The 23,357-nt window shown below is 71.7% G+C and carries 19 protein-coding genes; 6 read left to right on the top strand and 13 right to left on the bottom strand.

Features of this window, described 5'->3' with window-relative positions:
* Positions 1-47: 47 nt before the first annotated feature.
* From AB4091_RS03385 to AB4091_RS03335, 11 genes are all read right to left on the bottom strand, one after another.
* Positions 48-980 (bottom strand): FHA domain-containing protein, encoded by a 933-nt coding sequence (locus AB4091_RS03385; RefSeq protein ID WP_442290321.1) that lies wholly within the window; start codon positions 978-980, stop codon positions 48-50.
* A complete protein-coding gene (locus AB4091_RS03380) occupies positions 977-2,275 on the bottom strand; it encodes a VWA domain-containing protein (protein ID WP_442290320.1) in 1,299 nt (432 codons plus the stop codon). Before AB4091_RS03380 ends, AB4091_RS03385 begins: the two co-directional genes overlap by 4 nt.
* Positions 2,268-3,620 (bottom strand): protein phosphatase 2C domain-containing protein, encoded by a 1,353-nt coding sequence (locus AB4091_RS03375; protein ID WP_442290319.1) that lies wholly within the window; start codon positions 3,618-3,620, stop codon positions 2,268-2,270. The genes AB4091_RS03380 and AB4091_RS03375 overlap by 8 nt, the downstream gene beginning before the upstream one ends.
* A complete protein-coding gene (locus tag AB4091_RS03370) occupies positions 3,617-6,142 on the bottom strand; it encodes a tetratricopeptide repeat protein (protein ID WP_442290318.1) in 2,526 nt (841 codons plus the stop codon). Before AB4091_RS03370 ends, AB4091_RS03375 begins: the two co-directional genes overlap by 4 nt.
* A complete protein-coding gene (locus tag AB4091_RS03365; RefSeq protein WP_442290317.1) occupies positions 6,139-7,374 on the bottom strand; it encodes a hypothetical protein in 1,236 nt (411 codons plus the stop codon). Before AB4091_RS03365 ends, AB4091_RS03370 begins: the two co-directional genes overlap by 4 nt.
* Positions 7,371-8,387, bottom strand: a complete 1,017-nt coding sequence (locus tag AB4091_RS03360; protein WP_442290316.1) for a glutamate ABC transporter substrate-binding protein — start codon at positions 8,385-8,387, stop codon at positions 7,371-7,373. Before AB4091_RS03360 ends, AB4091_RS03365 begins: the two co-directional genes overlap by 4 nt.
* Positions 8,384-9,715, bottom strand: a complete 1,332-nt coding sequence (locus AB4091_RS03355; RefSeq protein WP_442290315.1) for a hypothetical protein — start codon at positions 9,713-9,715, stop codon at positions 8,384-8,386. The genes AB4091_RS03360 and AB4091_RS03355 overlap by 4 nt, the downstream gene beginning before the upstream one ends.
* Complete coding sequence (locus AB4091_RS03350; protein WP_442290314.1) at positions 9,712-11,328, bottom strand: AAA family ATPase; 1,617 nt, start codon at positions 11,326-11,328, stop codon at positions 9,712-9,714. The genes AB4091_RS03355 and AB4091_RS03350 overlap by 4 nt, the downstream gene beginning before the upstream one ends.
* Positions 11,329-11,344: 16 nt before the next feature.
* Entirely contained in the window at positions 11,345-11,977 is a 633-nt protein-coding gene (locus AB4091_RS03345; RefSeq protein WP_442290313.1) for a hypothetical protein, read from the bottom strand.
* 166 nt (positions 11,978-12,143) lie between these two features.
* Positions 12,144-13,403, bottom strand: a complete 1,260-nt coding sequence (locus tag AB4091_RS03340; protein WP_442290312.1) for a toxic anion resistance protein — start codon at positions 13,401-13,403, stop codon at positions 12,144-12,146.
* Between the two features lie 361 nt (positions 13,404-13,764).
* A complete protein-coding gene (locus AB4091_RS03335) occupies positions 13,765-14,547 on the bottom strand; it encodes a dioxygenase family protein (protein ID WP_442290311.1) in 783 nt (260 codons plus the stop codon).
* 382 nt (positions 14,548-14,929) lie between these two features.
* Here AB4091_RS03335 and topA point away from each other — a divergent pair, with 382 nt between their 5' ends.
* From topA to AB4091_RS03310, 5 genes are all read left to right on the top strand, one after another.
* Positions 14,930-17,716, top strand: a complete 2,787-nt coding sequence (gene topA, locus AB4091_RS03330) for a type I DNA topoisomerase (RefSeq protein WP_442290310.1) — start codon at positions 14,930-14,932, stop codon at positions 17,714-17,716.
* A gap of 140 nt (positions 17,717-17,856) precedes the next feature.
* A complete protein-coding gene (locus AB4091_RS03325; protein WP_442290309.1) occupies positions 17,857-18,291 on the top strand; it encodes a GNAT family N-acetyltransferase in 435 nt (144 codons plus the stop codon).
* 29 nt (positions 18,292-18,320) lie between these two features.
* Positions 18,321-19,124, top strand: a complete 804-nt coding sequence (locus AB4091_RS03320; RefSeq protein ID WP_442290308.1) for a PIG-L deacetylase family protein — start codon at positions 18,321-18,323, stop codon at positions 19,122-19,124.
* Between the two features lie 45 nt (positions 19,125-19,169).
* Positions 19,170-19,637 (top strand): SCP2 sterol-binding domain-containing protein, encoded by a 468-nt coding sequence (locus AB4091_RS03315; RefSeq protein WP_442290307.1) that lies wholly within the window; start codon positions 19,170-19,172, stop codon positions 19,635-19,637.
* A gap of 10 nt (positions 19,638-19,647) precedes the next feature.
* A complete protein-coding gene (locus tag AB4091_RS03310; protein ID WP_442290306.1) occupies positions 19,648-20,862 on the top strand; it encodes an acyl-CoA dehydrogenase family protein in 1,215 nt (404 codons plus the stop codon).
* 156 nt (positions 20,863-21,018) lie between these two features.
* Here the strand turns inward: AB4091_RS03310 and AB4091_RS03305 are convergent, their stop codons facing one another.
* Both AB4091_RS03305 and AB4091_RS03300 read right to left on the bottom strand, forming a co-directional pair.
* On the bottom strand, positions 21,019-22,413 hold the full coding sequence (locus tag AB4091_RS03305) for a GntP family permease (protein WP_442290305.1): 1,395 nt from the start codon (positions 22,411-22,413) through the stop codon (positions 21,019-21,021).
* Positions 22,410-22,952 (bottom strand): gluconokinase, encoded by a 543-nt coding sequence (locus AB4091_RS03300; protein ID WP_442290304.1) that lies wholly within the window; start codon positions 22,950-22,952, stop codon positions 22,410-22,412. The genes AB4091_RS03305 and AB4091_RS03300 overlap by 4 nt, the downstream gene beginning before the upstream one ends.
* A 166-nt stretch (positions 22,953-23,118) precedes the next feature.
* Here AB4091_RS03300 and AB4091_RS03295 point away from each other — a divergent pair.
* A partial coding sequence (locus AB4091_RS03295) for a FadR/GntR family transcriptional regulator (protein WP_442290303.1) occupies positions 23,119-23,357 on the top strand: 239 nt, incomplete at its 3' end.

Raw genomic sequence — 23,357 nt, 5'->3', positions numbered from 1 at the left:
CACGGACCTTCGTGTCCACGGGTTGCTTGCGTATGCCGGAGGGCGGGTCAGGCGTACGCGTCGACCTCGTCGGGGGTGGCGCGCCGGACGACGACGCGCGTCCAGGCACCCACGTAGAGGCGGTCGTCGTCGTCGAGCTCGGTCTTGGGGCCGACGGAGATTGCGCGGTCGGGCAGCGGACCGGAGGCCGGGCCGACGAAGGTCCCGTTCGAGCTGCCGAGGTCCTCGACGAACCAGCGGGAGCCGTCGGTCGTCAGCTGCGCGTGACGCCGGCTGACGCCGGGGTCGGACGACAGGTCGATCTCGGGCTTGGTGTTGCGGCTCGTCGACACCCGGCCGAGCAGGACGCTGCGGTGGCGCAGCGGCATGATCGTCGGCAGCCCGGGCGACGGGCACGGGTCGTCGGCCTCCTGGGTCTGGTACCAGTCGGGGTCGACCCACACCTCGGCCAGCCACTCGAACCCCGTGCCGTTGCCGTCGGCCTCGGTCGGGGAGGACCCGGCAGCGACGTCGCCCGACGTGGCAGCCTCGCCCGCGGCAGCGCGTGCCGCCTGTGCCTCGTCGGCGGTGACCGGGTCGCCGTCCGGCTGGGTGTCCTCGAGGTCGCCGGGTCCGGCAGCGGGATCACGGGGCATGGCGCCGGTGGTGAAGTCGTAGCCGCAGGCTTCGCAGAAGAGCGCGCCGTCGGGGTTCTCGGTGTGGCAGTTCGGGCACTCGAGGGCCGTCGGCGCTGCCGGGGCCGAGACGGCCTCGCCGGGCGCGCCCGCTGCACTCGACGGCATACCCGGTGGCGGGTCGAGGTCCAGGGACGAGGCGGACGCGCCGGACGAGCCTCCCGAGCCGCCCGTGGCGGCGGGGTCGCCACCGGCTGCCGGGGTGCTCCCGGTCGCCGGCTGCGCGCTCGCGTCGATGGGCGAGCCGCACGTGTCGCAGTAGTCGTCGGCTTCGGACGTGTGCCCGTTGGGGCAGACCGCGCTCACCGGCGCACCCGGCTCGTCTTCGTGGACGCGGTATCGAGCGACATCTCGTCGATCTTCGAGGCGCCCTTCTTGAGGCGCACGGTGCCGGTGTCGGCGTCGTCGATCTCGACGACCTTGCGCAGGCGCGATGTCATCTCGTCGTTGCCGGTCAGGCCGGCGAGCTGCACCGCCCGGCCGAGCTTCGAGGTCGCGACGTCGTCCTGGCCTGCAGCCTTGGCGGCCAGGCCTTCCTGGATCACCGTCGCGAGCTCGGCCTGCCCCGTGTAGGCGGCCACGGCGGGGTCGATGCGCGTCGTCAGCGAGTCGTCGTTGCTCCACTTGGCCTTGACGAGCGCCTGCGCGACGGGGTCGCCGCCGAGGGAGAACTGCACGCGGGCCGCGAGCTGCTCCTGCCCCAGCGTGCGGGCAGGCAGGCGTACGGCGACGTGGTAGTCGCGGCTCTCGTCGGACCAGGCGCCGGTCGGGTAGGCGCCGGTGAGCGGGTTGACGACGGTGCGCCGAGACGTGAGGTCCTCGAGCGTGGGCGACACCTGCTTGACGAAGAGCAGCTCGGCGCCCTGCGGCACCCAGACGCGCAGCTCGGAGCTGGCGATGCCGCGCGACATGGAGGCGCGCATCATCGACTGGAACTCGGCGGCCATCTCCTCGGGTGCCGGGATGAGGTCGACCGTGCCGAGCAGGGCCGAGGCGATGCCGCGCACCTCGTCGACCCGCCACTGGTCGCCGACGCCGCGGCAGTCGCACTGGAAGGACCCGACGCAGCCGCGGACGGCCGCCTGCAGCGACGCGGGCGTCTCGCCCTCGTTGACGCCGTCGGTGAGCAGGATGGCGTGGCGCTTGGTGACCTGCGGGACGGTCTCGAAGATCTGCCGCGCGAGGGTGAGCCACGTGCCCATCGCCGTGCCGCCGTTGGCGCGCAGGCCCTCGATGGCGCGGTTGGCCTCGCCGCGGGTGTGCGACGACATCGGCACGAGAGCGCCCTGGTGGCTGTACGGGTAGATGATCTGGGCGGTGCCGTTGCCCGACACGATCGAGAAGAGCGTGCCGTCGACGATCTCGGCCAGGGCGGCCTTGGCGGCCTCGCCCGCGGCCGCCACGCCACGACGGCCCATCGAGCCCGACGTGTCGATGAGGATCACCTCGGCGGCCGACCCCGGGTCGGCGAGGCCTGCGCTGCCGGCCGAGGCCGCGCCGGCTGAGGCACCCGTCGAGGTGACGCGCACGATCGCGTGCACATCGGTGCCACCGTCGGGGAGGAACTCGTTCTGGAACACCTCTGCCGTGAAGTCAGCCATCGATCGCGTCCCCTTCCGTCGGCGCCGCGGCAGCGGTCGCCTCGCTCGTCGTCGATCCTCGCCCAGCAAGTCTGGCGAGGGCAACCGTGATGTTGTCGCGACCACCCTGCTCGTTCGCGAAGGCCACGAGGGCCTCCGCCAACACCGTCGGGGTGGAGGTCGTGGTGGCGGTCGTGCGGGCGGACGGGTCGCCGGTTGTCGTCGACTCGAGACGGCCGGCCGCCTCGTGCAGCAGCGTGCGCAGGTCCTCGGCCTCGGAGCAGTAGTTCCAGAGCCCGTCGGAGCAGACCATCAGCCATCCCGGCCCGCGCTGGCCGGCCTGCAGCGTGGTCAGGTGCGGGGTGAGGTCGTCGGGTGCGTCCTTGCCGAGCCAGCGCGTGATCGAGTGCGCGTGCGGTCCGCTCTCGGCATCGACCCGGGGCACGCCCGCTGCCATCTGCTCCTGGGCGAAGGAGTCGTCGCGTCCGAGCTGCAGCGCGGGCTCGCCGACGGCGTCGGGCAGCCAGTAGACACGGCTGTCGCCGACGTTGCCGACGACGACGACGTCGTCCTCGACGACGGCTGCCGCGATCGTGCACGACGGCGGGTTGGGCACGTCCGCGTCGACGCACTCGGCGACGGCCTGGTTGGCTCGGGCGACGGCGCTGGTGAGGGCGCGTCCGGCGGTCGCGGCCCAGGCGTCCTGGGTGCCGACACCCTTCGGGAAGGGCTGGTCGAGCACGGCCCTTGCCGCCTTGGCGGCGGCGAGCGAGGCGATGTGCGAGTCGGTGGCCATCGAGACGCCGTCGCAGACCACGAGCACGGCCCGGGACCCAGGGGCCTCGGTGGCGCTCAGCGACATGGCGTCCTCGTTGCGGGCGTGCCGCTTGCCGATGTCGCAGACCCCGCCGACCCACGGCGCGGGTGACTCGACGAAGTGGTCACGGGGGTTCGGTGGCGGCGTGCCGCACTGGTCGCAGTAGCCGTCGACGATGTGGCCCTGGCCGCACGCGCGGCAGAGCAGGTCGTCGGCTGCGGGGGTGCGTGGCACCGCGGCAGACGGGACGGCGCCGGTCCAGCCGACGTCGAGCGGTGACTCCTCGCCGGCCGGCGCGGTCTGTGGCGTCGCCGAGGCGATCACCGGCCCGTCGAAGGGGACGGAGCCGGCAGCGGACGTGGCCGACGCCGCGGTCGGAGGCAGCCCGGAGGGCGCCGTGAGCACGACGAGGTCGGCGCCGCACGCCTCGCAGAAGCTCGACTCGGCGGGGTTGGCCGTGCCGCACGCGTGGCAGGTGCGGGACGCGGCCTCCACGACGGGCGCCGTCGCCTCGGGTTGCGGGGATCCCGTCGTCGGGGTGTCGGTCACCAGAGGCTCCAGGGTCGGATGGCGTTGGCCTCGTCGACGAGGGGCACGCGCTCGGACAGGTCGGGGGTGCGCTTGGCCAGCTCGCGCAGGGCGTCCTCGAGCCCGACTCGCAGACCGTTGGGGGTGCCCTTGTGGGTGCCGAGGCGGATGTCGGCCTTGTTGCCGGTCTTCTCGACCGTCTCGAGCGCCTCACGGTAGATCAGGGTCGTGAGCTCGGCCCGGCGCCGCGCCGACAGCGAGGTGTCGTCGAGGGTGCGCAGCGCCTCCGCGAGGTCGGGCAGCCCCCGGTTGGCCTTGGTGAGCAGCTCGGCGAGTCCCGCACGAGCGGTGCGGTAGGCGCTCGACTGCGGGGGCACGAGCCGGTATGCCGCCACGGCGCCGTCGACGTCGGAGCGGGCCGCGCGGATGCGCGCGAGGCCGAAGGCGGCCATCGGCACGTAGGTCGCGTCGGTGCGGGCGCAGGCGACGTAGAGGTTCTCGGCGACCGCGTCGTCGCCGGCCTGCTCACAGGCCTGGGCGAGCGCCAGCTTGGGCGCGAGCTCGCCCGGCACCTGGCCGTATACGGCGTTGAAGGCCGCCTGCGCCGCGCGGGCGTCGTTCCGCTCGAGGGCGGCGAGGCCCTGGATCCACACGGCCCGCCACTCCCACGGGTCGGCCGCGAGCAGCTCTCCACCCGTCTTCTCGGCGACGTCGCCCTTGCCCGCCTCGAGGGCGGTGCGCGCGATGTCGAGGAGGACCTCCGTGGTGCGCGCGGCAGCGCGGCTGAGCACGCCGAGCCGCTCGGTGGGTGTGCCCGTGACCGTGCTGAGCCAGCCGGTCTGAGGGTCGTGGGGGTCACGCCGCAGGGCCGGCAGGTTGCGCCAGTCGTCGGGCTCGACGCCGGGCGTCGGCACGTCGAAGAGGAGCGAGCTGACGGTGGTCGCGGCCGCGCCCGAGCCCCGGTCGAGCGCGACGACCTCGCGCAGCACGCCGACCATCTGCGACCGGAGCTCGTCGGCGGAGACGAAGCGGTCGTCGCGGTTCGGCGCGCAGGCCTTGGCGACGAGCCGGTAGAAGGAGTCGTAGCGCTGGAACACCGGCACCGTGTCCTGCGCGGGCAGCGTGTTGAGGTAGGTCGTCTGGTATCCCCGGAACTCCATCGTCAGCACGACCAGGGTGCGGCCGATCGTGTAGATGTCCGAGGCGACCGAGACTCCGAGCTCGGCGACCTCGGGTGCCTGGTAGCCGACGGTGCCGAAGATCGCGGAGTCCTCGTCGTCGGCGCGGCGCACGCCGCCGAGGTCGATGAGCTTGACCTCGTCGCCCACCTGGATGATGTTGTCGGGCTTGAAGTCGCAGAAGACGAGCCCGAGGTCGTGGAGGTACTGGAACGCGGGCAGGATCTCGAGCAGGTAGGCGAGGGCCTGGTCGACGGGCAGCGGGTCGTACTTCCCCGCAGCCTGCAGGCGCTGCTTGAGGATCGACTTGAGCGACGTGCCACCGACGTACTCCATGACGATGTAGCCGGCGTCGTCGTGGGTGACGAAGTTGTAGATCTCGACGATGCTCGGGTGCGAGACCTGGGCGAGGAAGCGCTGCTCGGCGATGGCCGCGGCGAGGGCGTCGGGGTCGGCCGAGTTGAGCAGGCCCTTGAGCACCACCCAGCGGTCGGAGACGTTCTTGTCGCGGGCGAGGTAGATCCAGCCGAGCCCGCCGTGCGCGAGGCAGCCGGCCACCTCGTACTGCCCGGCGACGAGGTCGCCGGCCTTGAGCTTGGGGTCGAACGAGAACGGGTGGCGGCACTTGGCGCAGAACCCGGTCGTGCGGCCCGGTTTGCCGTCGCGTCCGCGGCCCACCGGCTCGCCGCACTTGGGGCAGAAGCGCTTGTTCTCGGGGACGGTGGGGTCCTTGAGCAGGGCCTTCGCCGCGTCGATCTCGGGGGCCGGCCGCACGGTCGTGATGCCGCCGCCGAGCCGTGCCGAGCGCAGCCGCTGCGAGCCACCCGTGCGACGGGTGGCGACGGACCCGGACTCGCGGGCACGCTTGGACCCCAGGGCCGCCGACGCGAGGTTGCTCGACGCCGCCGAGCGCGTGGACATCTCGGGCCCGACGCCGGCCGTGCCGTTGCCGGCGCTGCCGCCGTCGGGCTCGGGAGCCGGCGGACCGGCGTACGCGGCGACGCCCTGCTGGTCGGCCGGGGTGCCGCAGACGTTGCAGTAGCCGGCCTCGATGGTGCCCGAGCAGCCCGGCTGCAGGCACGAGCCACCCTCGGGGATGCCCGCCGCAGCGGACGGCGCGGGCGGTACGGGCAGCGACGAGGCGCCCGATCCCCCAGAGGCCATCGAGCCCCCCGATGCCATCGAGCCCCCCGATCCGCCGGCGGTGGCCGCGGAGGAGCCGCCGGCACCGGTCGAGCCTGCGGCGGAGGCGGCACCGCTCGCAGCACCGGCGAGGGGTGCCGGCGTCGAGCCCGCGGCCATGCCACAGACGTCGCAGTAGCCGTCGACGATCGTGCCGGAACAGCCCGGCTGGGTGCAGTTCATGGGCGGGGCCTCTGCGTTCGGGGTGCGGACGGGCGGGCGGGGCCGGGCGAGCGGCGAGCGGGTCGGGTCACGGAGTCGACGTACGCCTGGTACGCGGCGGCGAGCGCGCGGGCGCGCCCGATCGGGAGCGGCTTGGCGGCGAGCGTCTCGTCGAGCCGGCCGCGCAGGTCGGCCACGTCGGCCTGCGCCTCCGGCGCGAGCGCGGCTGCGGCGGCCATCGCGCCGACGGCACCGGCCAGGCCGACCACCTCGTCGCGCTCGGCGAGCCCGGCGGCATACGTCTCGTGGGCGAGGTCGAGCGCCCGTGAGACCCGCTCGAGCTTGTCGCGGTATGCCGCGAGCTCGGCCGCCGCCTGGGGCACGGGTCCCAGCGCGCGCACGTTGGGGATGGCCAGGTGCGGGGCCGGGGTGATGGCCTCGACGCAGGCCCGCTCGAGGGCGCGGATGGCCGCAGCGCGGGCATCGAGCTCCTCGACCTGCTGCTGGGTGCGCACCCGGCTGCGCGCGGCCGAGGCGCGCTCGGCCGCAGCGACGATCAGGTCGCGCTCGAGGGTGGCGACGTCGATCTCGAGGGGCCCGATGATGCCGCCGACGTCGGCGCCGCGGCGGGCCCGCTCGACGAGGTCGTCCATGCGGCGGTCGAGCCGGGCGAGCTTCTCGGTCGCGTCGTCGCGCTGCGCGCCGGCCGGCACGAGTGGGATCTGGTCACGCGTGCGCTCGACTCCGGCGCGCACCAACGTGATCCGCTGGGTGGCCTCGGCGGCCCCGGGCGCCAGCGACGCGCGCGCCTGCAGCGTGCGGGTGAGCGAGTCGAGCAGCCGGCACGCCTCGGGCAGGCTCACCGCGAGCGACCCGCTCGACGGCAGCGACAGGTGCTCGGTCGTGTTGGAGTCGAGCCTCCCGTGGATGAGGGTGGAGAGGCGCTCGGCCTCGACGGGTCCGACGCGGCCGCCGTCGAAGGTCGTCTCGAGCAGCGTGAGCCGGTCGCTGACGGCCTTCCAGAAGGTGAGCGCCACCGTGAGGTCGTTGGTGATCGCGACCTGCTCGGCCTGCGAGAGCTTGAGCACGGCTCGGTCGACCTCGCCGAGGTCGGCCCGGCGCTGGGCCACCCACTCGCGCAGCGCGTTCAGGTAGGTCTGCGCCTCGGGCGCCTGGACCGGCACCCCGAGCCGACCGGGGGCCGAGGGTGCGACCGCCCCGGGGTCGGGGTGCTGCTGCGGCACTGCTGTCATCGCCCGTAGACCGGGGTCGGAGGTGCCGGCGCCGGGCCGAGGGGGGCGGCGAGCCAGCGGTTGTAGATCGCCTTCCACTCGCCGTCGGCCTCGAGGTCGGCGATGACGCGGTTGACGTAGCGCGCCAGGTAGGTGTCGGCCTTGTTGAAGCCGAGGCCGTAGGGCTCGACGGTGATCGCCTTGGCCTTGGTGATGACCGTGTTGGGGTCCTGGGCCGCCAGACCTGCCAGCACGGTGTCGTCGCCGGTGATCGCGTCGGCCTTGCCCTGCTGGAAGAGCACGAGGCAGCCCGTGTGGTTGGGGGCGGTGACGACCTCGGGGCCACCGGCCTGCTTGGCGACCTGCTCGAGCTTGGTCAGGGACGTCGTGCCCGTGGGGGCGCACACCTTCTTGCCCTTGAGGTCCGCCAGCCCGAGGTTGGCGGCGTCGGGGATGTTCTTGCCGACGAGGACCTTCTGGCCGGAGCGGTAGTACTCGGCGGAGAAGCCGATGTCGTTCCACCGGTCGCACGTCATCGACATGTTGCGCGCCACCATGTCGACCTGCTTGTCCTCGAGGAGAGGAAGCCGGTCGGCGGCGGTGATGACGCGGAACTGCACCTTGCTCGGGTCGCCGAAGATCGCCTTCGCGACCGCGCGGGACATGTCGATGTCGAAGCCCTCGAGCGTTCCCGTGAACGGGTCACGCGCTCCGAAGAGGTAGGTGTCGGCCGAGACCCCGACGGTGATGAAGCCCTTCGCGTAGAGGTCTCGCATCTTCTGGTCGGTGTTCTCGCCGCGGCTCGGCAGGCTCGGCAGCGGGTCGTAGGACTGGGTCGCGTTCTGGCACGTGGGCGCAGAGGCGGCGGGCGCGGCCGCGGCGGGCTTGGGCGCCACGGTCGTGGGCAGGGGTGTCTCGGCGTACGTCACGCCCGAGCAGCCGGCGAGTGCTGCGAGTCCCGCGACGGTGGCGAGGGCGCCGAACCGACGACGCCAGTGGTGCAGGCCGGGACGGCTGCTCGTCTGCGTGGTCATCGGTACTCCTCGATCCGCTGGCCGACTCCTCGGACGATGAGCCACGACGCGACCAACGCGGCGAGGGCCACGAGGACGGCGAAGAGGGGGGCGCTGCCGCCGAGGCCCTGCAGCGTGGTGACCGTGGCTTTGGCGGCCGTGTCGCGTGCTTGGGCGACCTGTTGGTCGAACTCGTCGAACGCCCCCGCAGCCCCGGCCGCGGTGGTGTTGGTCGAGGCCTTGACGGCGTCGTCCCACCGGCCCCCGTCGTCGAGCTTGCGCACCTGGACGTGAGCCGCGGTGTAGCCCGCCCAGAGGCTCGTCAGCTCGGCCCCGTTGCGTATGCCGCCGAGCCCGTTCTCGACGGTGGTGCGGTCGGTCTTCCAGGACGCCTCGTTGGAGGCTCCGGAGCCGCGGCGGATGAGGGTCAGGCTCTCGTTGGCGCGGGCGTCGTTGGCGGCGGTCGTGATGTTCGCCAGCGACACGGCCTGCTGGAACTCGCCGCGCGAGACGTCGGCGGTCGCCGTGCCGATGCCGCTGATCTGCGTGGCCGCGACGAAGAGCGCCACGAGCAGCAGGGCGATCGCGCCGCTGAGCGAGCGGTTGAGGTAGCGGTGCGTGCGGCGGGCCAGCCACACGGCGAGGGCGACGAGCCCGATGAGCGAGACGACGCCGACGAGCAGCTGCAGACTCGAGTTGCTGCGGTCGAACTCCGCGCGGGAACGCTCCTCGTTGGCCGCGACGATCTGCGTCACGATCGGGATCGCATCCGATCGCAGTCCGGCGCTCGCCTGGGTGAGGTACTGGGCGCCGACGGGGAGCCCGAGGCGGTTGTTGGAGCGGGCCTGCTCGACGAGGGCGGCGTAGGTCTGCACCTTGACGGACAGGGCGCCGAGGGCGTTGCCGTCGGCGGGCTGGGCCGCGGCGGCCTTCGCGAGGGCGGTGGCGACGCGCGAGAGGGCCTGTTCGTACTTCAGCCGCGAGTCGGCGGACTCGAGACCGCCGACGAGGAAGGCGTTGGTCGCGACTGCGTCGGCCCGGAGCAGGTCGACGTGGATGGACTGGACGCGCACGACCTGGTCGGTGTTGTTGGCGGCCCGCTGGACGGCGGCCTGCGAGGCGAGCAGCGCGTTGGCGCTGATGGCGCCCAGGATCACGGCCGCGAGCACGCCGAGGAGTCCGAAGAGGCGCATGCGGCCGGGCGTCCCGTGCAGCAGCCGGCCCGCGAGGGTGCGGGCGCTGGGTAGGCTGCCGGCGATGGTGCGCGGCTGGCCCTGCTGGCCGCCGGGCGTGCTGGACGCGGCCCCGGCCGGGACGGCGACGGGGATGTTCGTCGTCGGTGCGCTCATGCAGTGTCCTCGTCGCTCGGGTCGGGCTCGTCGTCCGAGAGTGCCTCATCGCTGGCCGCCGGACCATCAGGGTCTGCCCTGACCGCCACCGGGTCGGTCCCCGACGTCTCGCGCTCGTCGTCGGCGTGGTCGTCTGGCTGGTCGGTGAAGTCGCTCGCAGTGAGTAGACGCAGGTCGTCGCGAGTCGGCTCCGTCGCGTCCTTGAGCCGCCAGGCGTGCCGGCCGACCGCGTGCTCGAAGAGGTTGCGCGAGAAGCGGCCGTTGCCGAACGCGGACGTGCGCGGGGTCTCCTCGAAGACGTCACGGACCCGCTCGTGGGCGTCGTCGGTCAGCTCGTAGTCGCTGCCCTCGGCGATGGAGTCGAGGATCGCGAGCAGCTCGTCGTCGGAGTAGTCGTCGAACTCGATGGTCGTCGTGAAGCGGCTTGCGAGGCCGGGGTTCTGGGCGATGAAGCCGACCATCGGGTCGGGGTAGCCGGCCACGATGACGACGAGGTCCTCGCGGTGGTCCTCCATCTCCTTGACGAGGGTGTTGACGGCCTCCTGGGCGTACTGGTCACCGGTCAGGGCGTAGGCCTCGTCGATGAAGAGCACGCCGCCGCCGGCCTTGGCGCAGACCTCGGCAGTCTTCATGGCGGTCTGACCGACGTAGCCGGCGACGAGCTCGCTGCGGTCGACCTCGACGAGCTGGCCCTTCGGCAGCAGTCCGAGGGCGCGGTAGATGCCGCCCACGAGGCGGGCCACGGTCGTCTTGCCGGTGCCGGGGTTGCCGACGAAGATCAGGTGCCGGCTCATCTTCGGCGCCTTGAGCCCGGCCTCCGTGCGCATCTTCTCGACGGTGAGCAGCGCGACCTGCCGGTGGATCTCCTTCTTGACCCGGTCGAGCCCGATCATGGCGTCGAGCTCGGCGAGCAGCTCCTCGACCGATTTCTCGGGCTCGGCGGGCTGCTGTGGCTCGGCGTCGGCAGCCGCGGGCTGGGCTTGGGCGACGGCTGCGCCCGACGGGTCGCCTGGCGCCACAGGGGGGTCCATCGGCCCGGGGACGCTGGGTCGCATCGTGTCGGGCGACCCGAGGACGAAGCCGGGCACACCCGGCACGTCGGACAGCCCAGGCATCCCGGGTATGCCGGGCAGCCCCGGTATGCCGGTGCGCTCTGCCCCGGGGAACGCCGGGACGCCGTGCGTCGGCACCCGCGCGGCTGCGAGGTAGGCGCCCGAGGCCGCCGACGCGTTGGCGATGACCCAGATCGGTGCGGTGCCGAGCATGACTGCGGATGAGGCGACCTCGGTGAGCGCCTCGGCGTACTCGTCGGCGAGGTCGTGGCGCGCGGCGACGAGCGACTCGAGCAGGTCGGTGGGGGCGGCGCGCCAGCGGCGCCCGCGCGAGGCGGCGTCGAAGAAGGCCTCGTTGATGCGGCGAAGGTCGGTGACGCCGGGGTGGGCGACCTCCGCCCAGGCTGCGGCGGCGCCCGGCACGGCTTCGGCGAGTGCGGCCGCGACGCGCAGGCCCTCGTCGCGGGCAGCGGCAGGGTCGAGGCCTGCCTCGGCTGCCACGTCGGTCAGCTGCTGCAGGCTCTCGGCGAGGCGGGACTCGTCAGTGCTCGTGGGACTCATGGGCGTTCGGTGATCCTCACTCCGGTGGGGCCAGCCGGCCGGGGAACGTCGCGTTCGTCGCGCCCGTCGGGCCCGGCGGGCCCGTCGGGGATGCGGTGCCGGTCGGGCCTGTCGTCGATGGTGGTGGCGGGGCGACCTGGACCGGGTCGGGCCCGAGGCCGAGCACGCCTCCGGCAGAGGCGTGCCCGAACTTCTCCTCGAGGAAGGCTCCGTGGATGATGATCGCCTCGGCGTCGGCGCGGTTGACGGCGTCGTAGACCTTGTCCATCGTCGTGCCGAGCAGGTCGAGCTGGTCGACGAGCAGCATCACCGAGCTCTTGCCCGCGGCGATGGGCCTGGTGTCGGCCCAGTCACGGGGGAGGCGGAGGTAGTTGCCGATCGCGACCGGAAGGTAGTCGGTCACGGTGGCCATGACGCTGAAGCCCTGGCTGCTGCCGAGGCCGAGGTTGGAGAGCCGGGGGAGCGCCTGGCGCACGATGCGCGTGACGCGGAGCAGCCGGGACAGCACGACGCCCGGCACCTTGCCGTCACGGGCCTGCTGCTCGATGGCGTCGAGCGCCTCGAGCAGCTGCTCCGTGGTGGGCGGCCCCTGGCGTACGGGCTCGGGTGCCTCGGGCTCGCCCAACCCGAACCACGACCGGATTCCCACTGCGTTGTCCCCTCTGGTGTCGGCGGGGCCGACCGCCGGCCGGCCCCGCACATCCTGCTGCACGAGTCGCGCATCGGCGACCCTGCCTCACCTCATCGGCGCGTCACACGCCGTACACCTCGCACGTCTCTGCCGCCGGACCCCTCTCAGTGCCTCTCAGCATCCTTCAGCGGCTCGAGCCCAGGTCGAGCAGGCCGGGTGCGGAGTTCTCGGCGCGGCGAGCGTCCTGCTTCGAGACGCGGTCGAGGTAGCTGCGCGACTTGGAGACCTCGGTCTCGAGCGTGCCGATGGTCGCGGCCATGTTGTCGAGGGCCCGCACCTTGAACTGGTCGATGGTGTCCATCGTCTCGTAGATGTTGGCGAAGGCCTTCTGCAGCGACTCGATGGACAGGGTCGAGCTCGCCGACTGCTCCTGGATGCGCGCCGAGTTCTGCTTGAGCGCCTCGGAGGTGCGCTCGATGATGCCGGACGTCGTCGTGTTGAGCGCCGTGATCTGGTCGAGCACGAGCTGCTGGTTGTTGAGGGCCTGGGCCACGATGACGGCGGTGCGCAGGGCCGAGACGGTGGTCGTCGTGGCGCGGTCGACGCCCTTGATGAGCTCGATGTTGTTCTTGATGATGATGTCGATGGCCAGGTAGTTCTGGATCGAGACGGCGAGCTGGGTCAGCAGGTCCTGGTGCTTCTGGCGCACGTAGAACAGGACGTCCTCGCGCAGCGCCTTGGCCCGCTCGGGGTCGCTCGCCTCGAGCGTCGCGACCTGGGCCGCGAGCCTGGCGTCGAGCTTCTCGGCGACGTAGACGTACTGGTTGAGCCGGCCCATCGACTCCCAGAGGTTCTTCTTCTCGAGGTTGAGGGCGACGTTGTCCTTGACGAGCTCGTCCTGGCCGCTCTGGAGCGAGTGCAGGATGCCGTTGAGGTGGCTCTGCGCCGACTGGTACTTGCGGAAGTAGTCGGTGACCTTGTCGCCGAACGGGATCATGCCGAGGAACTTCTTGGCGCCGGTGGCCTGGCCGGGGTCGAGGTCCTCGACGGTGCGGCGCAGGTCGAGCAGGGTCTTGCCGACCTTCGAGTTGCCGGAGAGACCACCCTCGTTGAGCGCCTTGACCGGCATCTGCAGCATGCGGTTGCTCGACTCGGCGGCGAACCTCACCTCGTCGTTGCCCATCGACCGCACGTCGGCGGCCTTGTGCTCCCACTCGGGAGAGCGGGCGGCGGCCTTCATGAGGGAGTCGAGGTAGGTGTCGACCTTCGCGTCGAGCCCGGGCAGGGCCGCCTCGGGCACGGCCGGGGCCATCTTCGGGGCCGCGGTCTCGGCGACGGCCGCGGTGGGGGCCGGCGCGGTGAGGATGAACGCGTCGCCGGGTGGCGGCTCGAGCGGGGCCACCTGGGCGGGTGCGGCTGCCTGGGCGGCGGGCTGGTCAGTCATCTCCAACGGGTCCTTCCCTCGCGTGCGGCCGCGTCGGCGACGCGACCGAAGTCCCCACCCGTCGGGTCGTGCCGGGGCACGTCCTGCAGGTGCACTGCTCGCGTGCACCACACACGCCTGCGGCGCGCTCGTCGGGCGTACGGCCACTCTACGTGCCGTGCGCCTGCGACGGGATGGCCTTCGGAGCGGTTCCGGGGCATCCATCGGTGCGACGAATCCGCAGACGTGAGAGCGACCGTGGCGCGGAGTCAGGGGAGGTTCCGTGCCACGGCCGCTGCGTGGGTACCCACACCTGAGGAACGGGTGGGGTTACCGGCGGGTTCCCGTGACGGCGCTCAGGTCTGCGCGCCGTCGGGGAGGGTCAGCTGAACTGCCAGGAGCGCTTGGACAGCCCGAACCAGAAGCCGTCGATGACGCTCTTGTTGTCCAGGCCACCCGACTCGTAGGCGGCACCGAGAGTGACGAAGAGCGGCGCGAAGTGCTCGGTGCGCGGGTGCGCCTCGTGAGCGGCGGGGGCCTTGTCGAGGAAGTCGAGCAGGCTGTCGACGTCCTGGGCCTTCATAGCCTCCTGGGCCCAGTGGTCGAACTCGGCGCTGGCCCTGGGCGGCAGCGCGTCGGCGCCGGCGCGCGGGTTGAACCAGCGCAGGTTGTGGGTCGTGAAGCCGGAGCCGACGATCATGGTGCCCTGCTCGCGCAGCGGGGCCAGGCGGCGGCCGATCTCGAAGAGACCGCGCGGGTCGAGCGTCGGCATCGACATCTGCAGCACCGGCACGTCGGCCTCGGGGAACATCTCCTTGAGCGGCACGTAGGCACCGTGGTCGAGGCCGCGCGCCTCGTCGCGGTGCACCTGGTGACCGGGCCACGTGAGCAGCCTGGTCACGTCGTCGGCGAGACCGGGGGCAGCCGGGGCGTCGTAGGTGACCTCGTAGTATTTCTGCGGGAAGCCCCAGAAGTCGTAGGTGAGCGGGGCGCCGGTCGTCGAGCCGAGCGTCGTCGGGGCGTCCTCCCAGTGGGCCGAGACCATGAGCACGCTCTCGGGCTTGGGCAGGTCGGTGGACCACTCGGCGAGCTCGGCCGTCCAGCGCTCGTCGTCGGCGAGCGGCGGGGCGCCGTGGCTCAGGTAGAGGACGGGGGCGGTGGTCATGGCGGTCCTTCCGAAGTTTTGTTGAAGAATAAACTAACACGTCCAACGCGGCCTTGCTCGTCATCATTCCCCAGCAGGTATGCCGTCCGGCAGCCTTTGCATCGCGTCACTCCTCGCCCCGCCGGTGCCTGAACAGCACCCGCCCGGCACCCGCTCGGGACCAGCCCGGCACGCCCTCGGCACCACCCCGGCACCCGCCCGGTGGTGGGGCGCCGGCGCCCCGGGAGGGCGGCATACGCCCTCGGGGCTGGTCTCGCCCGGTGGGTCGCGGCGCGGATGTCTGGACGACCTTCCCGGCGCGGGCTGTTACCGTCGGTCCGCGTCCACGCAGACGCAGCGACGAATCCGCTGCTCGTGAGATGCGGGAAGTTGAAGGTGCACCATGGCCGCAGGCAAGGGCCGCAAGCTCGTCATCGTCGAGTCGCCCGCCAAGGCGAAGACCATCGCCGGCTACCTCGGCGGCGACTTCGAGGTCGAGGCGTCCGTCGGTCACATCCGTGACCTGCCGAACCCGTCCGAGCTGCCCGTCGACATGAAGAAGGGCCCGTTCGGCAAGTTCGCCGTCGACGTCGACAACGGCTTCGAGCCGTACTACGTCGTCGACCCCGACAAGAAGAAGAAGGTCGCCGAGCTCAAGCGCCTCCTCAAGGACAGCAGCGAGCTCTACCTCGCCACCGATGAGGACCGCGAGGGCGAGGCCATCGCCTGGCACCTGCTCGAGGCGCTCAAGCCGCGAGTTCCCGTGAAGCGCATGGTCTTCCACGAGATCACCCGCGAGGCGATCCAGCGCGCCGTCAACGACACGCGCGAGATCGACACCGCGATGGTCGACGCCCAGGAGACCCGCCGCATCCTCGACCGCCTCTACGGCTACGAGGTCAGCCCGGTGCTGTGGCGCAAGGTCCGCCAGGGCCTCTCGGCCGGCCGCGTCCAGTCCGTCGCGACCCGCATGGTCGTCGAGCGCGAGCGTGAGCGCATGGCGTTCGTCCGCGCCTCCTACTGGGACGTCGAGGGCGACTTCACGCCCGACAGCGCGAGCCAGCAGTTCACCGCCCGCCTCGCCGCCGTCGACGGTGCGCGCGTCGCCACCGGTCGCGACTTCGCCGACGACGGACGGCTGGTCACCTCGGCCGGCAAGGGCGTGGTGCACCTCGACGAGGCGCTCGCGACCCGCATCGCCGAGGCCTGCCTGCCCCTCACGGCGCGGGTCACCGACGTCCAGGAGAAGCCGTACACCCGCCGCCCGTCGGCGCCGTTCACCACCTCGACCCTCCAGCAGGAGGCGTCGCGCAAGCTGCGCCTCAGCTCGAAGAACGCGATGCGCGTGGCGCAGCGGCTCTACGAGAACGGCTACATCACCTACATGCGTACCGACAGCACCACGCTGTCGGACGCCGCGACGACCGCCGCGCGCAGCCAGGCCCGTGACCTGTACGGCGCCGAGTACGTGCCGGACAGCCCGCGTCGCTACGAGAAGAAGGTCAAGAACGCCCAGGAGGCGCACGAGGCCATCCGTCCCGCGGGTGACCGGTTCCGCTCGCCGGCGCAGGTCGCCGGGTCGCTGCGCGGCGAGGAGTTCGCGCTCTACGAGCTGATCTGGAAGCGCACCGTCGCCTCGCAGATGGCCGACGCCCGCGGCTCGACCGCCACCGTCAGGCTCGCCGTCGACACGGCGATCGAGGGCGCGCAGTCCGTCGAGTTCAGCGCCAGCGGCACCGTCATCACCTTCAAGGGCTTCCTCGCGGCGTACGAGGAGGGACGTGACGACGAGGCTGCCGCGCGCGCCGACGCCGCCGCCGAGGAGCGCCGCCTGCCCAAGCTCTCGGCCGGAGTGCCCCTCGAGGTCGTGCGCGCCGAGGCCGACGGCCACGAGACGAGCCCGCCCGCCCGCTACACCGAGGCCACCCTCGTCAAGGCGATGGAGGAGCGCGGCATCGGCCGCCCGTCCACGTATGCCGCGACGATCGGCACGATCCAGGACCGCGGCTACGTCTTCACCAAGGGGCAGGCGCTGGTGCCGACGTGGCTGGCCTTCGCCGTGACGCGCCTGCTCGAGGAGCACTTCACGAGCCTCGTCGACTACGAGTTCACCGCCTCGATGGAGGAGGACCTCGACCGCATCGCCAACGGCGACGAGGGCCGCGTCAACTGGCTGAGGCGCTTCTACTTCGGCGACGAGGCCTCGAGCGGCGCCGGGCTGAAGAGCCTCGTCGACGACCTCGGCGAGATCGACGCCAAGGAGATCAGCACGATCCCGATCGGCGACGGCATGGTCGTCCGGGTCGGCCGCTACGGCCCCTACGTCGAGGAGGTCGCCCCCGCAGGCGTCGACCTCGCGACGGGTGAGGTGGCCGAGGGCGCGGACGTGTCGGGCACTCCGCGCCGCGCGACGATCACCGACGACATCGCGCCCGACGAGATGACGCCCGAGAAGGCGCGCGAGCTGCTCGAGGTCGCGGCCGACGACGGCAAGGTGCTCGGCCAGGATCCCGAGACGGGGCGCGACATCGTGGCGCGGGCCGGCCGCTACGGCCCGTACGTCACCGAGGTCATCGACGACGACGAGGTGCCCGCCGGCGACAAGCCGAAGGGTCGCAAGGCCGCGAAGGTGAAGCCGCGCACGGCCTCGCTCTTCAAGGACATGGAGCTCGCGACGCTGACCATCGACGACGCGCTCAAGCTGCTGTCGCTGCCGCGCGTCGTCGGCGCCGATGCCGAGGGTGTCGAGATCACGGCGCAGAACGGCCGCTACGGGCCCTACCTCAAGAAGGGCACCGACTCGCGCTCGCTGACCACCGAGCAGCAGCTCTTCGACATCACGCTCGAGGAGGCGCTGGCGATCTACGCCCAGCCGAAGCAGCGTGGTCGTGCCGCGGCCGCCCCGCCGCTCAAGGAGCTCGGCGCCGACCCGGTCAGCGGCAAGCCGGTCGTCGTCAAGGACGGCCGCTTCGGTCCGTACGTCACCGACGGCGAGACCAACGCGACGCTGCGCAAGGACGACGACCCCGAGGCGATCACGCCCGAGCGCGGCTTCGAGCTGCTCGCCGAGAAGCGGGCCAAGGGTCCGACCACGCGCAAGCGCGCCGTGAAGAAGACGGCGAAGAAGACGGCCAAGAAGGCGACGACGAAGAAGGCGACGACCCGCAAGACCGCCGCCAAGAAGTCCTGACCCACGCCCTTCCCGATCGAGAGAACGCTCCGTCACCCGCCGTGGGTGACGGAGCGTTCTCTCGATCGGGGGATTGGCCCATCGCGTATGCCGTCGAGTGGCCCTCCCGGGTGCACGGTGCGTCGCGCTAGCGTCGCGTCGTGATCACGACCAGACCGCTCGAGACCGACGACCGGGAGCGGTGGGAGGCGCTGTTCCGCGCCTACCTGGCGTTCTACGAGCGCGAGCTCGACCAGGCGGCATACGACAGGGCGTGGCGTGAACTCACCTCTGGCGCAAGGATGCACGCGCGGGTGGCCGTGCTCGACGGCGAGGTCGTCGGACTGACGCACTTCCTCGTGCACCCCAGCACCTCGGGCCCGGACGTCTGCTACCTCCAGGACCTGTTCACCGCTCCCGAGGCGCGCGGACGAGGGGCCGGGCGGGCGCTGATCGAGGCTGTCGCGGACTGGGCGAGGGGGCAGGGCTGCAGCCGCGTCTACTGGCAGACGCACGAGACGAACGCGACCGCGCGTCGGCTCTACGACGACGTCGCGGTGCGCGACGGCTTCCTCGTCTACCGGTTGCCGCTCTGAGCGTCGGCGGCCAGTGAGAGGCTGACGGCATGGCAACCGTGGTGTTCGTTCATGCCCATCCCGACGACGAGGCGTCGCAGACGTCCGGGTCGATGGCCCGTGCCGCGAGCGAGGGTCACCGGGTCGTCCTCGTCGTCGCGACGAACGGCGACCACGGCGACGTGCCCGACGACCTGGCCGACGGCGAGACCGTCGTCCACCGGCGTCGCGCCGAGGCGGCGGCCTCCAACGCGGTCATCGGCACCCACCACGTCGCCTGGCTCGACTACGCCGACTCCGGCATGACCGGGTGGGCCCAGAACGACCACGAGCTGAGCTTCACCCGCGCCGACACCGAGGAGGCGGCGCAGAAGCTCGCAGCGATCCTGCGCGAGGAGGGCGCCGACGTCGTCGTCGGCTACGACTGGCACGGCGGGTACGGCCACCCCGACCACGTCAAGGTGCACGCGGTGACGAAGCGTGCGGCCGAGATCGCCGGCACCAGGCGCTACCTCGAGAGCTCGATGAACCGAAGCGCGATGATCCGCTCGCACCAGGCGGCGGTCGCCGCCGGCCTCGACGTCGGCGACTGGGACCCCAGTGCGCCGATGGACGACGGCAACCCGCTCGGCAGCCCCGAGGAGGAGCTGCACTGGGCCTGCGACGTCAGTGAGTTCCTCGAGGTCAAGCGCTCGGCCCTCAAGGCCCATGCCAGCCAGTCCGACGCCCGCGGCATGCTCGAGATGCCGGAGGAGTGGTTCGCCCAGGGCTTCTCCTGGGAGCACTACATCGAGCCCGGCCGGCCTGACGGGATGGTCACCGGGTGGTTCCTCGGTGAAGAGACCGTCGGGTAACCTACTCGCGGTAATAACGCCGTTCTCCACCGGAGGGACCACCCCATGTCCGACATCGACTTCACCACCGCCAGCGCCGACGAGCTCGCCGCCGTCGAGCCGGGTGACTTCATCCGCATCGTCAAGGAGATGTCCGACAAGGACGTCAAGCAGGTGATGGAGAGCGCCAACCGCGAGTCGATCATCGCGGCGATCTTCTCGCGCATGCCCGAGCTCTTCCGCGCCGACCGCGCCGGCTCGACGACGGCCACCACGCACTGGAGCATCACCGGCCGCCCCGACGGCGGCGCCGACGAGTGGACCGTGCGGTTCGCCGAGGGCGCCTGCACCACCCTGCCCGGCCACGACGGTGACGCCACCCTGTCGCTCGCCATGACGCCCGTCGACTTCACCAAGGTCATCACCAAGAGCGGCAACCCGGTGATGATGTTCATGACCGGCAAGATCAAGGCCAAGGGCGACCTCGGCCTCGCCGCGAACATCGCGAACTTCTTCGACATCCCCAAGGCCTGAGGCGCTCGTCGTGGCCGAGTTCTCCCTGGCCCTGAACGACGACCAGACCGAGCTCCGCGACTGGGTGCACGGCTTCGCGGCCGACGTGGTGCGCCCGGCCGCCGCCGAGTGGGACGCCCGTGAGGAGACGCCCTGGCCGGTCATCCAGGAGGCGGCGAAGAACGGCCTCTACGGCTTCGAGTTCCTGGCCCAGTGCTGGTCCGACCCCACCGGGATCTCGATCAACCTCGCCAACGAGGAGCTCTTCTGGGGTGACGCCGGCATCGGCATGTCGATCTTCGGCACCACCCTCGCCGTCGCCGCCATCTACGGCTCGGGCACGCCCGACCAGATGGTCGAGTGGCTGCCCCAGTGCTACGGCGACGTGGACGACCCCCGGCTCGCCGCCTTCGCCACGACCGAGCCGCAGGCCGGCTCGGACGTCGGTGCGATGCGCACGCGGGCACGCTATGACGCGGCGGCTGACGAGTGGGTGATCAACGGGCAGAAGGCGTACATCACCAACGGCGGCATCGCCGACGTGCACGTCGTCACCGCCGTCGTCGACCCCACGCTCGGGTCGCGTGGGCAGGCGGCGTTCGTCGTGCCACCCGGCACCCCGGGGCTCGAGGGGGCCAAGAAGCTGCGCAAGCTGGGGCTGCGGGCGTCGCACACCGCCGACGTCTTCCTCGACGACGTGCGCGTGCCCGGCTCGTGCCTGCTCGGCGGCAAGGACACGCTCGACGAGCGTCTCGCGCGGGCCCGCGAGGGCGGTGCCTCCAGCGGACAGGCGGCGATGCGCACGTTCGAGATCTCGCGGCCCACGGTGGGCGCGCAGGCGATCGGGATCGCGCGGGCGGCATACGAGTACGCCCTCGACTACGCCAAGGACCGCGTCGCGTTCGGACGGCCGATCATCGAGAACCAGGCGATCGCCTTCGCCCTCGCCGACATGCGCACCGAGATCGACGCCGCCCGGCTGCTCGTCTGGCGGGCGTCGTGGATGGGCCGCACCAACCAGCCGTTCACGGCGGCCGAGGGCTCGATGAGCAAGCTCAAGGCCGGCGAGGTCGCGGTGGCGGTCACCGACAAGGCCGTGCAGATCCTCGGCGGCGCCGGCTACGTCACCGACCATCCCGTCGAGCGGTGGTCGCGCGACGCGAAGATCTACACGATCTTCGAGGGCACGAGCGAGATCCAGCGCATCGTCATCGCCCGCGCCATCAGCGGCGTCCGCATCCACTGACCCTGTGACGTCGAAAGGCCAAAGTCTGCGGGTCCCCTGACGTCGAGAGGCCAGTTCTCGTGACGAGAACTGGCCTCTCGATTCGGCGACACCCGCAAACTATGGCCACTCGACGGTTGAGGTCGGGGCGGTCCGGGATGTAGGTGGCGAGGGTCGCTAGACGACGAGGTTGAGCAGCAGGACGAAGGCCAGGCCGGTCACCGACAGGATCGTCTCCATGAGTGACCACGTCTTGATGGTCTGGCCGACCTTCAGCCCGAAGTACTCCTTGACGAGCCAGAAGCCGGCGTCGTTGACGTGCGAGAAGAAGACCGAGCCGGCGCCGATGGCGAGGACCATGAGCGAGACCTCGTTGGTGGACATGCCGGCCGCCAGGGGCGCGAGGATCCCCGAGGCGGTGACGGTGGCCACCGTCGCCGAGCCGGTGGCGAGACGGATGAGGACGGCCACGAGCCAGGCGAGCAGGAGGATCGACAAGCCACTGCCGGAGATCCAGTCGGCGACGAGCTGACCGATGCCGGTGTCGACGAGGGTCTGCTTGAAGCCGCCGCCGGCGGCCACGATGAGGATGATGCCGGCGATCGGTCCGAGCGAGGACTCGAGCGAGGAGCTGGTCTCCTTGACGCCCATGCCGGCGCCGCGACCCAGGGTGAACATCGCGAGGATGACCGCGATGAGCAGCGCGATGAGGGGGGTGCCGAGGAAGTCCAGGACGGTGCGGGCGAGCGTGCCCTTGCCGGCGAGGATGTCGGCCAGCGCCTTGCCCATCATCAGGACGACGGGAGTCAGGACCGTGAGCATCGTGACGGCGAACGACGGGCGGGGGCCGTTCTCCGACTCGCGCGCCTCGAACAGGTCGGGGGCCGGGACGTCGACCCACCGGGCCGCGAAGCGGGCGAACCACGGGCCGGCGATGGCGATCGTCGGGATGGCCACGAGGATGCCGAAGCCGAGCGTGACGCCGAGGTTGGCCTTGAGGGCGTCGATGGCCACGAGGGGGCCGGGGTGGGGCGGCACGAGGCCGTGCATGGCCGAGAGGCCGGCGAGCGCGGGGATGCCGACACGCACCACGGACTGCTGGGAGCGACGCGCGACGAGGAAGATCACCGGCATCAGCAGGACGAGGCCGATCTCGAAGAACATCGGCAGGCCGATGATGGCGCCGACAGCGGCCATGGCCCAGGGCAGCGACCGGGTGCCGCTGCGGCCGATGATCGTGTCGACGATCTCGTCGGCCCCGCCCGAGTCCGCGAGGAGCTTGCCGAACATCGCACCGAGGGCGATGAGGGTGCCGACGCCGGCGGCGGTGCTCCCGAAGCCCTTCGTATAGCTGTCGACCACGTCGGCCATGGGCACGCCGGCGATCGCCCCGACGGTGAGCGCGCCGAGTGTCAGCGAGAGGAAGGGGTGCAGCTTGAAGCGCACGATGAGCACCACGAGGACGGCGATGCCGATGAGTGCGGCGGGGACGAGACGCCCGGCCGGGATGTTCGGCGCGGTGTCGGCGGTGAGCGCGGACAGGGGCAGGAGGGGCAGGAGATCGGTCGTCATCGGCGGGTCTCTTCCGGGTTGCTGGGGTTCAGGAGGGCGAGGGACTGGGTGACGAGGTCATCGACGGGCTGGTCGACCTGGAGGGCCGAGCCGCGCTCGTCGGACTGGAGCGGCTCGAGGGTCTCGAACTGTGACTCGACGAGGGCCGCGGGCATGAAGTGTCCCGGGCGGCCGGCGACCCTTGTCGCGATGACCTGCGGGGTGCCGTGCAGGTGGATGAAGTACGCCTGGGTTGCCGCAGCCGTGAGGACGTCGCGGTAGGCGCGGCGCAGGGCGGAACAGCTGACGACGCCGCCGGTGTCCGCGTGCGAGGCGAGCCAGTCGCCGATGATCCCGAGCCACGGACCGCGGTCGTCGTCGCTCAGCGGGACGCCGGCCGACATCTTGGCGATGTTGGCCTCGGGGTGGAAGTCGTCGGCGTCCGCGAAGGGGACGCGCAGGCGCTGGGCCAGGGCCGCGCCGACCGTGGTCTTGCCCGAGCCGGAGACGCCCATGACGACCACCAGTGGCGGGGGGTGGTGCTGCAGGTTCGATGACATGGTCCGTGACTCCTTCGTCCGGCTCGATCGCTCTCATCGCTCTCTGGCTCGAGGCGCGAGAGCCAGAGTGCAGCAAGAAAGGCGTCTTATCAAGTCATTGTTCAAAACAAAGCAGATTTAATCGAGCCCATGTCAGTTGACAGCGGTCGTGTGACAGGCTGTCGCCGTGCCGATCGCCCGCCGCCCCGCGCTCCATGCGAGCGTCCTCGACACCCTCGGTCGTCAGGTCGTCTCCGGTGACCTGGCACCCGGCACGGTGCTGCGCATCGACCAGCTCGACGAGCGCTACGGCGTCTCCCGCTCGGTGGTGCGCGAGGCGATCCGCGTGCTCGACTCGATGGGCCTGGTCGAGGCGCGCAAGCGCGTGGGCGTACGCGTGCTGCCGAGCACGTCGTGGCGTCGTGG

The organism is Terrabacter sp. 2RAF25 (assembly GCF_052115265.1).
Taxonomy (GTDB): domain Bacteria; phylum Actinomycetota; class Actinomycetes; order Actinomycetales; family Dermatophilaceae; genus Terrabacter.
This window is presented reverse-complemented; position numbering and strand designations above follow the sequence as displayed.